This is a genomic window from Streptomyces griseoruber, from assembly GCF_001514205.1.
Lineage (GTDB): Bacteria > Actinomycetota > Actinomycetes > Streptomycetales > Streptomycetaceae > Streptomyces > Streptomyces griseoruber.
Genome location: NZ_KQ948764.1, coordinates 274,551 through 288,698 on the forward strand (window position 1 = coordinate 274,551; position 14,148 = coordinate 288,698).

At 73.2% G+C, this 14,148-nt stretch carries 11 protein-coding genes; 6 read left to right on the forward strand and 5 right to left on the reverse strand.

Features of this window, described 5'->3' with window-relative positions:
- Positions 1–22 precede the first annotated feature (22 nt).
- Positions 23–2,572, forward strand: coding sequence for an ATP-dependent helicase HrpB (gene hrpB / locus AQJ64_RS05630; RefSeq protein WP_059202521.1), 2,550 nt, complete (start codon positions 23–25; stop codon positions 2,570–2,572).
- On the opposite strand, the gene pgfA is transcribed toward hrpB, so the two are convergent.
- The 3 genes from pgfA to AQJ64_RS05640 all read right to left on the reverse strand — a co-directional run bounded on the left by pgfA (position 2,562) and on the right by AQJ64_RS05640 (position 5,637).
- Positions 2,562–3,554, reverse strand: coding sequence for a cell envelope lipid trafficking protein PgfA (gene pgfA, locus AQJ64_RS05635; protein WP_055638761.1), 993 nt, complete (start codon positions 3,552–3,554; stop codon positions 2,562–2,564). The genes hrpB and pgfA overlap by 11 nt on opposite strands.
- A gap of 21 nt (positions 3,555–3,575) precedes the next feature.
- On the reverse strand, positions 3,576–3,710 hold the full coding sequence (locus AQJ64_RS47760; protein ID WP_107103443.1) for an SPW_0924 family protein: 135 nt from the start codon (positions 3,708–3,710) through the stop codon (positions 3,576–3,578).
- 157 nt (positions 3,711–3,867) lie between these two features.
- Positions 3,868–5,637 (reverse strand): lytic transglycosylase domain-containing protein, encoded by a 1,770-nt coding sequence (locus tag AQJ64_RS05640; RefSeq protein ID WP_055638762.1) that lies wholly within the window; start codon positions 5,635–5,637, stop codon positions 3,868–3,870.
- A 333-nt stretch (positions 5,638–5,970) separates the two neighbouring features.
- Here AQJ64_RS05640 and AQJ64_RS05645 point away from each other — a divergent pair, with 333 nt between their 5' ends.
- The gene (locus tag AQJ64_RS05645; protein WP_055638763.1) at positions 5,971–6,837 is read left to right on the forward strand and encodes a DUF4184 family protein; all 867 of its coding nucleotides are present in this window, start codon (positions 5,971–5,973) and stop codon (positions 6,835–6,837) included.
- Here AQJ64_RS05645 and AQJ64_RS05650 read toward each other — a convergent pair.
- Together AQJ64_RS05650 and polA are read right to left on the reverse strand one after the other, a co-directional pair.
- Positions 6,803–7,126 carry a hypothetical protein gene (locus AQJ64_RS05650; protein WP_055638764.1) on the reverse strand — a complete coding sequence of 108 codons (324 nt, stop codon included), beginning with the start codon at positions 7,124–7,126 and terminating at the stop codon, positions 6,803–6,805. The two genes, AQJ64_RS05645 and AQJ64_RS05650, sit on opposite strands and share 35 nt — an antisense overlap.
- 110 nt (positions 7,127–7,236) lie before the next feature.
- Positions 7,237–9,963 carry a DNA polymerase I gene (gene polA / locus AQJ64_RS05655; RefSeq protein WP_055638765.1) on the reverse strand — a complete coding sequence of 909 codons (2,727 nt, stop codon included), beginning with the start codon at positions 9,961–9,963 and terminating at the stop codon, positions 7,237–7,239.
- 246 nt (positions 9,964–10,209) lie between these two features.
- Here polA and AQJ64_RS05660 point away from each other — a divergent pair, with 246 nt between their 5' ends.
- The 4 genes from AQJ64_RS05660 (at position 10,210) to AQJ64_RS05675 (ending at position 14,148) form a co-directional block, all read left to right on the forward strand.
- Positions 10,210–12,489, forward strand: a complete 2,280-nt coding sequence (locus AQJ64_RS05660) for an FdhF/YdeP family oxidoreductase (RefSeq protein WP_055638766.1) — start codon at positions 10,210–10,212, stop codon at positions 12,487–12,489.
- 48 nt (positions 12,490–12,537) lie between these two features.
- Positions 12,538–13,002 (forward strand): PaaI family thioesterase, encoded by a 465-nt coding sequence (locus AQJ64_RS05665; protein ID WP_055638767.1) that lies wholly within the window; start codon positions 12,538–12,540, stop codon positions 13,000–13,002.
- A gap of 85 nt (positions 13,003–13,087) precedes the next feature.
- Positions 13,088–13,516: a hypothetical protein gene (locus AQJ64_RS05670; RefSeq protein ID WP_107120594.1), complete on the forward strand. Its 429-nt coding sequence runs from the start codon at positions 13,088–13,090 to the stop codon at positions 13,514–13,516.
- Positions 13,513–14,148 (forward strand): hypothetical protein, encoded by a 636-nt coding sequence (locus AQJ64_RS05675; RefSeq protein ID WP_059202522.1) that lies wholly within the window; start codon positions 13,513–13,515, stop codon positions 14,146–14,148. The genes AQJ64_RS05670 and AQJ64_RS05675 overlap by 4 nt, the downstream gene beginning before the upstream one ends.

Genomic DNA, 14,148 nt, shown 5'->3' on the forward strand with positions numbered 1-14,148 from the left:
GCCGTACGACACTGGGGGCGTGATCCTCCGTGAAGACGCCTTGGCCGCGCTGCCCGTGCGCGCCGTCCTGCCCGCCCTGAACGAGGCTCTGGACGGGCACGGCACCGCCGTCCTGGCCGCGCCGCCCGGCACCGGCAAGACGACGCTCGTCCCGCTGGCGCTGGCCGGGCTGCTGGGCGAGGGGCCGGCGCGGCGGGTGGTCGTGGCCGAGCCGCGGCGGATCGCGGCGCGGGCGGCGGCCCGGCGGATGGCGTGGCTGCTGGGCGAGAAGGCCGGTGGGAGCGTCGGGTTCACCGTGCGCGGGGAGCGGGTCGTGGGGCGGCACACGCGCGTGGAGGTCGTCACGACGGGTGTGCTGGTGCAGCGGCTCCAGCGCGACCAGGAGCTGGCCGGCGTGGACGTCGTCGTGCTCGACGAGTGCCACGAGCGGCATCTGGACGCGGACACCGCGGCCGCCTTCCTGTGGGACGTACGGCAGACGCTGCGGCCCGAGCTGCGGCTGGTGGCCGCGTCCGCGACGACCGACACCGAGGGGTGGGCGCGGCTGCTGGGCGGGGCGCCGGTGGTGGAGGCCCACGGGTCCTCGTACGACGTGGAGGTGGTCTGGGCTCCCCCGGTCCGCCCGGTACGGCCGCCGCACGGGATGCGGGTGGATCCGGCACTCCTCGCGCACGTGGTGTCGGTGGTGCGGCGGGCGCTGGCCGAGCGGCCCGGGGACGTGCTGTGCTTCCTGCCGGGCGTGGGGGAGATCGCGCGGGTGGCCGGGCAGCTCGGGGGCCTGGACGGGGTGGACGTGCTCCAGGTGCACGGGCGGGCGCCGGCCGCGGTGCAGGACGCGGTGCTCGCGCCGGGTGGGCGGCGCCGGGTGGTGCTGGCCACCTCCGTCGCGGAGTCCTCGCTGACGGTTCCGGGGGTGCGGGTGGTCGTCGACTCGGGGCTGGCGCGGGAGCCGCGGGTGGACCATGCGCGGGGGCTGAGCGCGCTGGCGACGGTACGGGCCTCGCGGGCGGCGGCGCGGCAGCGGGCGGGGCGGGCCGGGCGGGAGGCGCCGGGGGTGGTGTACCGGTGCTGGACGGAGGCGGAGGACGCCCGTCTGCCGCGTTTCCCCGCGCCGGAGATCAAGGTGGCCGATCTCAGCGCGTTCGCTCTCCAGGCGGCCTGCTGGGGTGATCCCGGGGCGTCGGGGCTGGCGTTGCTGGATGCGCCGCCGGGCGGGGCGATGGCGGCGGCGCGGAGTCTGCTGACGGCCGTGCAGGCGGTCGACTCCGCCGGTCGGGCCACTCCTCGGGGGGTGCGGCTGGCGCAGCTGGGGTTGCACCCCCGGCTGGGGCGGGCGTTGCTGGACGGGGCCTCGCTGGTGGGGGTGGAGCGTGCCGCGGAGGTCGTCGCGTTGTTGAGCGAGGCGGCTCCGCGGGAGTACGGGGACGATCTGGGCGCTGTCCTGAGGAGTGTCCGGCGCGGGGGTGACGCCTATGCCGGGAGGTGGCGGGCGGAGGTTCGGCGGCTGCGGGGCGTTCTGGCCGACATGTCCCACGCACCCGGCCGTGACGCCCTGCTGACGGAGGTGCACGTCAAGGGCGATGGCGGAGCCGGCGCCACCGTCGACGGCCTCGCCGGACTCGTCGCCGCCCTCGCCTTTCCCGAGCGGGTCGCCCGAGCCGACGGTGGCTCGTACCTCATGGTCTCCGGGACCCGGGCCGAGCTTCCCGGAGGGTCGCGGCTGCGGGACGCGGACTGGCTCGCCGTCGCTGTCGCCGACCGGCCGTTGGGGAAGGGGCACGCTCGGGTGCAGCTCGCCGCGGTGGTGGACGAGGACGTGGCGCGCGGGGCCGCCGGTGCGTTGCTGGACGAGCGGGACGAGGTGCGCTGGGCGGGCGGGGACGTCGTCGCGCGGCGGGTCGAGCGGCTCGGGGCGGTGGAGGTGACGGCGCGTCCGCTGCGGGAGGCCGACGCCGGTCTCGTACGGGACGCTCTGCTGGAGGGGCTGCGGCGGGAGGGTTGGAGGTTGTTGCGGTGGTCCGCGGAGGCGGAGACGCTGCGGCGGCGGCTGGCGTTCCTGCGGCTGCACCGGGGTGAGCCGTGGCCCGAGGTGTCGGACGAGGCGCTGCACGCGCGGGTGGACGAATGGCTGGAACCCGAGCTGGGCCGGGCCCGGCGGCGGGCGGACCTGGGGCGGATCGACGCCGGGGAGGCGCTCGGGCGGCTGTTGCCCTGGGCGTCCGGGGAGGCGGGGCGGCTGGACGAGCTGGCGCCCGAGCGGATCGCCGTACCGAGTGGGTCCAGAATCCGGATCGACTACGGGGATCCGGAGCGGCCGGTGCTCGCGGTGAAGCTGCAGGAGATGTTCGGGCTCCAGGAGTCGCCGCGGGTGGCCGGGGTGCCGGTCCTCGTGCATCTGCTGTCGCCCGCGGGGCGTCCGGCCGCCGTCACGGCCGACCTCGCCTCCTTCTGGAGAGACGGGTACAAGGGGGTACGGGCGGAGCTGCGGGGCCGGTATCCGAAGCATCCGTGGCCGGAGGACCCGGCGTCCGCCGAGCCGACGCGGCACACCAGCGCGCGGCTCAGGCGGTGACCGTCTCCCGTTCCGGCGCCCTCGCCGGTGGCGGGCCCGCCGGGCGGCGGCCCCGGGCCTCCAGCCAGAGGGACAGGGCGAGCAGCAGGGCGCCGAGGGTGAGGCAGCCCCAGGGCACGGAGGACGTCATGAGCAGGACCAGGGTGCGGTTGTGCTTGACGAGGGCGACGGTGTGCTCGACGTAGTCCTCGCGCATCTTCACGTCGCCCGCGAACGCCGTGACCTTGGCCCGGCCGCCGAGGAGGGTGCCGCCGCGCAGTTCCTCCTGGTGGATCTCCTCGCCGTAGACGGGTGCGCCGGTGAGCGGTTCCACCCAGAACTTGCGGACCGTCGTGTACCAGCGGGTGGTGCCCGTCCTGGCGACGGTCTCGGGGGTGATGCCGGCGACGGGCATCGTCTTCGGCATGGCGACCTTGGTCCAGGGGATGGTCTGCTCGAAGTAGTAGACCTTCACCCCGCGGAAGTCCTGGGTGCCCTTGTAGTGGATGGGGTTGCTGGTGCGGGTCTGGGCGTCGAAGTACTCGTAGTCGCGTTTCTCGGTCAGGAAGGGCCACTTGAACTCGATGCCCTCGCGGCGGACGGGGTCGCCGTCGACCGACTCACCGGTGGCGTGGACGGGCTCCTGGGTGTGGGCGTCGAAGATGTAGCGCTCGGGGACCCTGGAGACCATCTTGCCGTCGGGGCCCTGGATGTAGGACAGGCCGTCCCAGACGACGACGTCCCGGTCGGCCGTCTTCTCGATCTTCTCGGAGGCCGCCACATCGCCCTTGAGGGTCTGCACGATCGTCACCTTGGGGACGGTGCGGGCGGTCATGGTGCCGTAGTCGAGGAGGGTGGCGTTCTTCGCCTCCAGGACCATCGTCTGGTATTCGTTCGCCGGGATCTTGGCCAGGCGCGGGAAGGCGTACCAGCGCACGAGTGGGGCGAGTGCCGCGCAGAACACGGCGAGGGCGAGCAGGACCAGGCTTGTCTTGCGGCGCATCTCGGCCTCCCGGCGGGGCGGTCACGGGTGTGGGGGCACGGTCGTCAGCAGTGGTTCCGGTGAGGTCTTGCCGGCGGGTGTGCCGATCGCGGAGAGCGTGAGGACGAGGGCGAGCGCGACGGCGAGACCGGTCGCGGCGGCGATCAGGGCGCGCATACGGACCTCCCGGCGAGAACGGTCTCGGAGCTGACTGTGCGTCAGGTGCGGCACCGTAGCAACCGGCGGGTGAGATGAGAACACGTCGGACAGCACTGCGGCGCCCCTCCGTCGGGAAGGGCGCCGCAGTGGCCGTGCGGGAGCGGGTGGGGCAGGGCTACGAGCCGGAGGCGGACGCCGAGGCGCTCGCCGAGGCGTCGGCACTCTCGCTCGAACCGGTGCCGGCGTCGGCGCTCGGGGACGGGCTCGTGCTCGACGACTCGCTGGGCGTCGGGTCCGGGGTCGTGGACGCGGCGGCCGTGACGGTCAGTTCGACCGTGAGGGTCGCTCCGCCGGTGGTGGTGATGCGCAGCAGGTAGGTGCCGGCGGTGTCGTCCGCGTACAGCTTCGGCAGCTGCAGCACGCCGTCCGCGTCGGTCTGCAGGTCCGTGAGGGTGCGGACGGGGTTGCCGGAGGCGTCCTTGAAGTAGGGGCCCTTGTCGTTCGCGGTCGGGTCGTCGGCCGACTTGACCAGGGTGGCGGTCGCGGCGACCTTGTCGGCGACGGCGCCCTTGTAGGTGGCCTTCACCTCGACCTGGTCGGCGAACTCGCCGCCGGCGACACAGGTCAGCGCGGTGTCGGCGGTGCGGGCGAGGGCGTCGGCGGCGCGCGCGGTGACGGTGGCCTTGTAGTCGACGGCCGTGATCGTGCGGCCCACGATGGTGGCGCGGACGGTGAACGTGCCGGTCTTCTCGCCCGCCTGGAGCGCGGGCGCGACGGCGACGCCCTTGCTGTCGGTGGCGACCGTGGCGACGCTCTCGCCGCCGGCGAACGCGAGGTCGGTGTCGCCGACGATGGTGAAGCGGACCCTGACCTTGGCGACGGCCTTGCCGGCCGCGGTCTCCGCGCGGGTGCTGACCTTCGTGGTGAAGGCGTCGCCCGCCATGGCGGTGAGCTTGGTCGTGCTGCCCGCGTTCTCGAGGTGGTCGACCGTGTCGGTCGGCGTGGGCGCCGGGGTGCTCGGCGTCGAGGGGGTGCTGGGCGTGCCCGGGGTCGAGGGGGTGCCGGGCGTCGACGGGGTGGACGGCGTGCTCGTGTCGTCGTCGCTGCGGTCGGAGGGCACGGTGCCGGTGCCGTCGGGGATGGTGTGGGTGCCCTTGCGGTAGTACTCCAGCCACGACATGACGGTGTTGTAGTAGTCCGTCGAGTTGTTGTAGCTGAGGATCGCGCTGCGCATGCCCGAGGTGGTGGACATGTCCCAGTTGTTGCGGCACAGGTAGTGGCCGGCGGCGAGCGCGGCGTCGTAGATGTTGTTGGGGTCCTTCTTGCCGTCGTTGTTGCCGTCGCGGCCCGCCCAGGCCCAGGTGGAGGGGATGAACTGCATGGGGCCGACGGCGCGGTCGTAGGTGCTGTCGCCGTCGTAGGCACCGTTGTCGGTGTCGCTGATGTTGGCGAAGCCGTTGCCGTTGAGGACCGGGCCGAGGATCGGGGTGATGGTGGTGCCGTCGGCGGTGACGTTGCCGCCGCGGGCCTGGCCCGACTCGACCTTGCCGATGGCGGCGAGGAGTTGCCAGGGCAGGTTGCAGCCGGGCTTGGACTGCGCCAGCTCCGCCTCGGCCTTCTTGTAGGCGTCCAGGACGGTCGCGGGGATGCCCGCCTCGGAGCTGCCGGTGCCGACCGGGCTGGTGGTGGCGCTGGGCGCGGGGTTCGGGCTGTTCAGCGGCGGCAGGTCCGTGTAGTACGGCGAGTTGCCGGTGGCGCTGCCGTCGGTGCTCGCGTCCGCGGCCGCCGGGGTGTCGGCGGCGGTCTGTCCGCTGCCGCTCCCGCTCACGCCGCCGGCCGTGACGTCCGGTGCCTGGGAGGCGGCCAGGGCCGCGACCGCCAGTGCGGCCACGGTGGTGTTGACCGCTCCCTTGCGCAGCCTCCTGCCGAAATGCGCCGACGACATGAAGCGAACCCCTCCCGTGGACGCCCGGCGTCCGTGTCCGTGTCTGCGCCACACCCGTGTGGGCTGTGGCGACCCCTGCGGCTGTTGTGACGATCGGACCGCCCCGAGGGTTGCACGCGGAGCGACCGTATGGGTCTGTTCTTTTGTTCGACTGCCCGCGGCGGCACGACAACCCCAGCGACCCTACGACAACTTCTTTTGCACCGGCACCCGTTCGCACGTCCATTTCACCGGTTGGCCGGGTTCCGTTCGTCCGGGAACCACCGCCGCATACTGGACGTCTTCCGTCACCGTGCCGGTCGAGACCTCCACCCTCCGCCCCCGGGAGCCGCGTTGCCGTTCACTCTGAGCCACGCGGCGGCGGTGCTGCCCGGGGTACGCGCCGACGGGACCGGCCGCGGACGGCTGGTCCCGGCCGTTCTCGTGGCGGGGTCGTTCGCGCCCGACCTGACCTACTACGCGGCAAGTGTCCTGTCCGGGGCGATGGAGTTCGGCGACGTCACGCACTCCTTCCCCGGTGTGTTCACCGTCGACGTGGTCATCGCCTGGGCGCTGGTGGGGCTGTGGCTGCTGCTGCGTGAGCCGCTGGTGGCGCTGCTGCCGCCGTCGCGGCAGGCGCGGACGGCCGCGCTGACCCGTTGTGGTGCGCCACGCGCGCGGGTGCGGGCGGCCACCGTGGCGTGGTGGTACGTCTCCGCGGTGCTCGGCGCGTCGACGCATGTGGTGTGGGACGCGTTCACGCATCTGGACCGCTGGGGCATGCGGCTGTTCCCGGTGCTGGGCGAGACGGTGGCCGGTTCGCCGCTGTACTGGTATCTCCAGTACGGCGGTTCGGCCGTGGCCGCCGTCGTGATCGCCGTGTTCGTCGTGCACGCGCTGCGCCGGGCGCCGGCGGGCGGGCCGGTCGGGGTGCCGGCGCTGTCCGCGCGGGACCGGTGGACGGCGGCGGCGGTGATCGGCGGGTGCGGGCTGGCGGGGGCCGTGCAGCGGGTGTCGCGGTGGTGGACCTACGGGGAGCCGCGCGCCGCGAAACCGTGGGAGCTGGTCCCGACGGTCTGCTTCGGGGCGGGCGCGGGCCTGGTGCTGGGGCTGCTGCTGTACGCCGTCGGGGTGCGCGTGTGGCGTCCGGTCGCCGGGGGTGCGGCGGGCGGGCGGCCCGGGGAGGTCAGCGTGGGGCGGAGCCGTCAGGACGTGCGCTGAGGGACGGCGGCGTCGCGACGAAGACGGTGATACGGCGGGCCGGCTTTCGTCTGTGCGGACGGCCGAGGGTGGCCAGGGCGAGGGTGAGGTGGGCGCGGGCCTGCTCGGCCCGGAGGCGCAGGGTGGCGCCGGTGCCGCCCGGGGTGCCGGGGACGCGGGCGGTGGAGGCACCGGGCGCGAGGGCGGGGAGCCGGCGCCGGGGCGGAGTCGGGTCGTGGTCACCCTGCGTGTCTGCGGTCGCCGTGCCCCGGGAGAGGGCCGTCCGGCGGTGGTGCGTACGTATACCCATGGCGGCATCGTGGCGGGCGGAGTCGGTGAGGGGCGTGTTCTCGGGGGCCAGGTGGGTGAGGGCCCTTCGGGGGAAGCGGGCCCTGCCGAGACCGGCAGGGCCCGGGGACCCTAGTGCGCCGCCGACTCCCAGTCGGAGCCCGCGCCCACGGAGACGTCCAGCGGGGCCCTGAGGTGGACGGCGCCCGTCATCTCGCGGCGGACGATCTCCTCCACGGCCGCGCGCTCGCCGGGGGCGATCTCCAGGACGATTTCGTCGTGGACCTGGAGCAGCATGCGGGAGGTGAGGTCCGCCGCGCGCAGGGCTCCGTCCACCTTGAGCATGGCGATCTTGACGATGTCGGCCGCGGTGCCCTGGATGGGTGCGTTGAGGGCCATGCGTTCGGCCGCCTCGCGGCGCTGGCGGTTGTCGCTGTTGAGGTCGGGGAGGTAGCGGCGGCGGCCGAAGAGGGTCGCCGTGTAGCCGGTCGCCCGGGCCTCGTCGACGGCGCGGCGCAGATAGTCGCGGACGCCGCCGAAGCGCTCGAAGTAGGCGTCCATCAGGGCGCGGGCCTCGCCCGCCTCGATGTTCAGCTGCTGGGACAGGCCGAACGCGGACAGACCGTAGGCCAGGCCGTACGACATGGCCTTGATCTTGCGGCGCATCTCCGCGTCCACCGCGCCCGGTTCGACGGCGAAGACCTGGGAGGCGGCCGTGGTGTGCAGGTCCTCGCCGGAGGTGAACGCCCGGATGAGGCCCTCGTCCTCGGAGAGGTGGGCCATCACGCGCAGTTCGATCTGGCTGTAGTCGGCGGTCATCAGGGACTCGAAGCCCTCGCCGACGACGAAGCCGCGGCGGATCGCCCGGCCCTCGTCCGTGCGGACCGGGATGTTCTGGAGGTTGGGGTCCGTGGAGGACAGGCGGCCGGTCGCGGCGACCGTCTGGTTGAACGTGGTGTGGATCCGGCCGTCGGCGGCGATCGTCTTGATCAGGCCCTCGACGGTGACGCGGAGCTTCGCCTGCTCGCGGTGGCGGAGCATGATGACGGGCAGTTCGTTGTCCGTCTGGCCGGCGAGCCAGGCCAGGGCGTCGGCGTCGGTGGTGTAACCGGTCTTGGTCTTCTTGGTCCTGGGCAGGGCCAGCTCGCCGAAGAGGACCTCCTGGAGCTGCTTGGGCGAGCCCAGGTTGAACTCGTGCCCGGCCGCCGCGTGCGCCTCCTTCACGGCCTGCTGGACGGCGCCGGCGAACATCTGCTCCATGGCCTCGAGATGGGCGCGGTCGGCGGCGATGCCGTGCCGCTCCATGCGGGCGAGGAGGGTGGAGGTGGGCAGCTCCATGTCCTGGAGCAGCTCGGCCGCGCCGACCTCCTCGAGCTTGTCGCGGAAGGCCTCGCCGAGGTCGAGGATCGCGCGGGCCTGCACCATGAGGGCCTCGGCCTCGGCGCCGTCGTCCGCGCCGAAGGCGAGCTGGCCGTCGGCCGCGGCGGCGGGGGCCAGTTCGCGGCCCAGGTACTCCAGGGAGAGCGCGTCCAGGTCGAAGGAGCGGCGGCCCGGCTTGACCAGGTAGGCGGCGAGGGCGGTGTCCATGCGGACGCCGGCGACGGACCAGCCGTGCTCGGCGAACACCCGCATGGCGCCCTTGACGTTGTGCAGGACCTTGGGGCGGTCCCCGTCGGCCAGCCAGGCCGCCCACGCCGTCTCGTCGGCCTCGTCGAGCTGGGAGGGGTCGAACCAGGCGGCGGGGCCGTCGGCGCCGGCCAGCGCGATCTCGGCGACCGAGCCGGTGCCGAGCGCCCAGGTGTCGACGGTGGCGACGCCGAGGGGCTGCTCGGCGTGGCCGGCGAGCCAGCCGGCCAGCTCGCCGGTGCCCAGCACGGTGCCGTCGAGTTCCACGCCGGCGGTGACCACCGGGGTGGTCTCGGCCTCGGCGCCGCCCGGGTCGACGGCGAGGAGCCGCTCGCGCAGGGAGGGGTTCCTGATCTCCAGGGTGTCCAGGACCATCGCGACGGCCGTGCGGTCGTACGGGGCGCGCTCCAGGTCGGTGACCGTCTTCGGCAGTTCGACGGTGCGGACCATCTCGGTGAGGCGGCGGTTGAGCTTGACCGCCTCCAGGTGGTCGCGGAGGTTCTGCCCGGCCTTGCCCTTGACCTCCTCGACGCGCTCGACGAGATCCGCGAACGAGCCGAACTGGTTGATCCACTTCGCGGCCGTCTTCTCGCCGACGCCGGGGATGCCCGGGAGGTTGTCGGACGGGTCGCCGCGCAGCGCCGCGAAGTCGGGGTACTGGGCGGGCGTCAGCCCGTACTTCTCGACGACCTTCTCCGGGGTGAACCGGGTCAGCTCCGAGACGCCCTTCGTCGGGTACAGCACGGTCGTGTGCTCGGTGACGAGCTGGAAGGAGTCGCGGTCGCCGGTGACGATCAGCACCTCGAAGCCCTCGGCCTCGGCCTGGGTGGCGAGCGTGGCGATGACGTCGTCGGCCTCGAAGCCGTCGACCGCGAACCGTGAGACGTGCATCGCGTCGAGCAGCTCGCCGATCAGCTCGACCTGGCCCTTGAACTCGTCCGGGGTCTTCGAGCGGTTCGCCTTGTACTCGGTGAACTCCTCCGAGCGCCAGGTCTTGCGGGAGACGTCGAAGGCGACGGCGAAGTGCGTGGGCGCCTCGTCACGCAGGGTGTTGGCCAGCATCGACGCGAAGCCGTAGATCGCGTTCGTCGGCTGGCCGGTCGCGGTGGTGAAGTTCTCCGCGGGCAGCGCGAAGAACGCGCGGTAGGCCAGCGAGTGCCCGTCCATGAGCATCAGGCGCGGGCGGCTCCCGGCGTCGGGGGTCTCGGTCTTCTTCGATGCTGTCTCTGCCACGCCCCCGATCCTGCCACGCCCCACCGACACTCGGCTCCGCCCGCGGTCCGCGGACTCCGACGCGCCGTGACCGCGTGGTCACGCCCACCCGAGGGTGTTGCCCCTTCCGCAACCATTGCTCCATACGCAACCATGGGTCCAGTCCTCGCCCGCCCGGCCGCCTCGACCGTCCGTGCCCCGTGCGAGGATTCGCGAGCGTGTCGCACACGGCACCGGCGCACACCGCAGGACGAAGGGGAGGGTGCGATGGCAACGAAGCCGCCCGAGGCTGATCCGGTCCAGGACGTGCCGGAGGTCGCCGAGCCGAAGCACGCGGCGGCGGGCCTGCCGGCCGTCGGACACTCCCTGCGGATCGCCCAGCAGCAGATGGGCGTCAGGCGCACCGCGTTGACGCTGCTGCGGGTCAACCAGAAGAACGGCTTCGACTGCCCCGGCTGCGCCTGGCCCGAGCCGGAGCACCGGCACGCCGCCGAGTTCTGCGAGAACGGCGCGAAGGCCGTCGCGGAGGAGGCGACCCTGCGTCGGGTCACCCCGGAGTTCTTCGCCGCCCACCCCGTCGCCGACCTCGCCACGCGCAGCGGCTACTGGCTCGGCCAGCAGGGGCGGCTCACCCACCCCATGTACCTCCCCGAGGGCGGCACGCACTACGAGCCGGTCACCTGGGAGCGCGCCTTCGGCATCATCGCCGAGGAGACGGCCGCGCTCGCCTCCCCCGACGAGGCCGTCTTCTACACCTCGGGCCGCACCAGCAACGAGGCCGCGTTCCTCTACCAGCTCTTCGCGCGCGAGCTCGGCACGAACAACCTGCCGGACTGCTCCAACATGTGCCACGAGTCCTCCGGCTCGGCCCTGTCGGAGACCATCGGCATCGGCAAGGGCAGCGTCCTGCTGGAGGACCTGTACCGGGCCGACCTGATCATCGTCGCCGGCCAGAACCCGGGCACCAACCACCCGCGGATGCTCTCCGCCCTGGAGAAGGCCAAGGCCGGCGGCGCGCGGATCATCAGCGTCAACCCGCTGCCCGAGGCGGGCCTGGAGCGGTTCAAGAACCCGCAGACCCCGCAGGGCATGCTCCGGGGCGCCGCCCTCACCGACCTGTTCCTCCAGATCCGCATCGGCGGCGACCAGGCCCTGTTCCGGCTGCTGAACAAGCTGGTGCTGGAGACGCAGGGCGCGCTCGACGAGGCGTTCATCGCCGAGCACACCCATGGCTTCGAGGAGTTCGCCGAGGCCGCCCGCGCCGCCGACTGGGACGAGACGCTCACCGCGACCGGCCTCACGCGCGCGGAGATCGAGGAGACCCTGCGCATGGTGCTCGCCTCGAAGCGCACCATCGTCTGCTGGGCCATGGGCCTCACCCAGCACAAGCACTCCGTGCCGACCATCCGCGAGGTGGTCAACTTCCTCCTGCTGCGCGGCAACATCGGCCGCCCCGGCGCGGGCGTGTGCCCGGTGCGCGGCCACTCCAACGTGCAGGGCGACCGCACCATGGGCATCTTCGAACGGCCGGCCCCGGCCTTCCTGGACGCCCTGGAGAAGGAGTTCGGCTTCGCGCCCCCGCGCGGGCACGGCTTCGACGTGGTGCGCGCCATCCGCGCCCTGCGCGACGGCGAGGCGAAGCTGTTCTTCGCCATGGGCGGCAACTTCGTCGCCGCCTCCCCCGACACCGAGGTCACCGAGGCGGCCATGCGGCGCGCCCGGCTGACCGTGCACGTGTCGACCAAGCTGAACCGCTCGCACGTCGTCACGGGCGCGCGGGCGCTGATCCTGCCGACGCTCGGGCGCACCGAGCGCGATCTCCAGGCCGGTGGCGAGCAGTTCGTGACGGTCGAGGACTCCATGGGCATGGTGCACGCCTCGCGCGGCCGGCTGGCCCCCGCGAGCGACCAGCTGCTGTCCGAACCGGCCATCGTCAGCCGGCTGGCCCGCCGGGTGCTCGGCGCGGACAGCAAGGTGCCCTGGGAGGAGTTCGAGAAGGACTACGCGACGATCCGTGACCGGATAGCCCGCGTGGTCCCCGGCTTCGAGGACTTCAACGCGCGCGTAGCCCACCCGGGAGGCTTCACCCTCCCGCACGCCCCGCGCGACGAGCGCCGCTTCCCGACCGCCACCGGCAAGGCGAACTTCACCGCCGCGCCGGTCGAGTACCCGAGGCTGCCCGAGGGCCGGCTGCTGCTGCAGACGCTGCGCTCGCACGACCAGTACAACACCACGATCTACGGCCTCGACGACCGCTACCGGGGGATCAGGAACGGCCGCCGGGTCGTCCTGGTCAACGCCGAGGACGCGCGCGCGTTCGGGATCGCGGACGGCTCGTACGTGGATCTGGTCGGCGAGTGGGAGGACGGCGTGGAGCGGCGGGCGCCCGGTTTCCGGGTCGTGCTGTACCCGACCACCCGGGGCTGCGCGGCCGCCTACTACCCGGAGACGAACGTGCTGGTGCCGCTGGACGCCACCGCCGACACGAGCAACACCCCGGCCAGCAAGTCCGTCGTGGTGCGTCTGGAACAATCGTCGACCGACTGAGCGTTTGCTCAGTGACTGGACCCGGATCGACGAACGGAGCCCGGCCCCATGGGCGAACAGCAGCACGTGAAGTTCCCACCGGAGGTCATCGAGGAGTACGCCGCGCTCGGCATCGACATCGTGGCCCTGTTCTCGGCCGGACACCTCGGATCCCGCATGGGCGTGGAGATCGTCGAGGCCTCCGCGGACCGGGTCGTCGGCACCATGCCGGTGGAGGGCAACACCCAGCCGTACGGCCTGCTGCACGGCGGCGCCTCCGCGGTGCTGGCCGAGACCCTCGGCTCGGTCGGGTCGATGCTGCACGGCGGCAGCTCCAAGATCGCCGTCGGGGTCGACCTGAACTGCACCCATCACCGGGGCGTCCGCTCCGGCCTGGTCACCGGCGTGGCCACGCCCGTGCACCAGGGGCGGTCCACGGCGACGTACGAGATCGTGATCAGCGACGAGGAGGGGCGCCGGGTGTGCACCGCCCGGCTGACCTGTCTGCTGCGGGACGCCCCCACGGCGGGCTGACGACCCCACGGCGGGCGACGGCCCCCAACGCGACGCGCCGCAAGGCCCGTTGCCCCCCGGTGCCCCGGCGCCCTAGCGTCGGGGCATGACCACGGGAGGCGCGCGCGGAGCGCGGGCGGCGGCAGGGCCGGCGGGGCGGGCGGCGGCCTGGGTGCTGCTCGCCTCGCTCTCGGCAGCCGCCTGCGGTGACGCTGCCCGAAGCCAGGCCCCCGCCGCCTCTCCCTCCGTCTCCCACTCCGCCTCCCCCTCCACCATCTCGCCCGAGGAGCTGTGCACGCGCGTGGTCGCCCACTGGTCTCGCGAGGTACTGGACAGCCACACCTACGGCGACTACCAGTCGATGGGGCTCTCCAACGGCCAGTACGACATCCTGCGGAGCGTCGTGGACGCGGCACGGGCCGAGAGGAAGCGCCAAGGGGCCGAGGCCGCCGACGCGTTGATCGACCGCGAGGCCCGCGCGGGCTGCGTCGACCGGTACCGCTCCGGCGGCCCGGGCGAAGGTGCGTGGCGGTGAGCGGCGTCGGCCCGATCGAGCCCGGCGAGGGCACGCACGCGTGGGACACGCACCCGGCGGAACCCCCGGCCGGCACCCCCGCTCCCCCGCGCACTCCCCCGGCCCGTCTGCGCCGCCTCCTCTCGGACCACCGCAGGGCCGCCCTGGCCGCCCTCACCACCGTCGGTCTCCTCGCCGCCTGCGCCCTTCTCTACGTGACCCGGCCCCAGGAGCGGGAACCGGCCATCCCCGAACCGCCGTTCCCCGCCCAGGTCGTCGATGTCACCTATGTCGGCGAACACACCGTGCCACCCGGCACCCGTCCGCACACCCTCGCCTTCGAGGTGTTGCTGAGCGTGGATTCCGGCCCGCCGGTCACGGTGACCCGGGTGTCCCAGCCGTACGCCGGCGTCTCCCTGACCTCGGCGCCCCGGGCCCCGTTCCGTACGAAGGCGGGGTCCGCCCGCAAGATCGTGGTCACCATGCATGTGGCGGAATGCGGGAAAGTACCGGAGAATGCCGGGCTGCCTTTCATCGACGTAACTCTGCGTAATAAGCGTGCAATACAAGTGCAGAGTTTCATCCTGGGGCCCCGCTATGCGCACGACCTCTCCCGGGCCCTACAAGTCGCCTGTAGCAACGATTCGACGTAA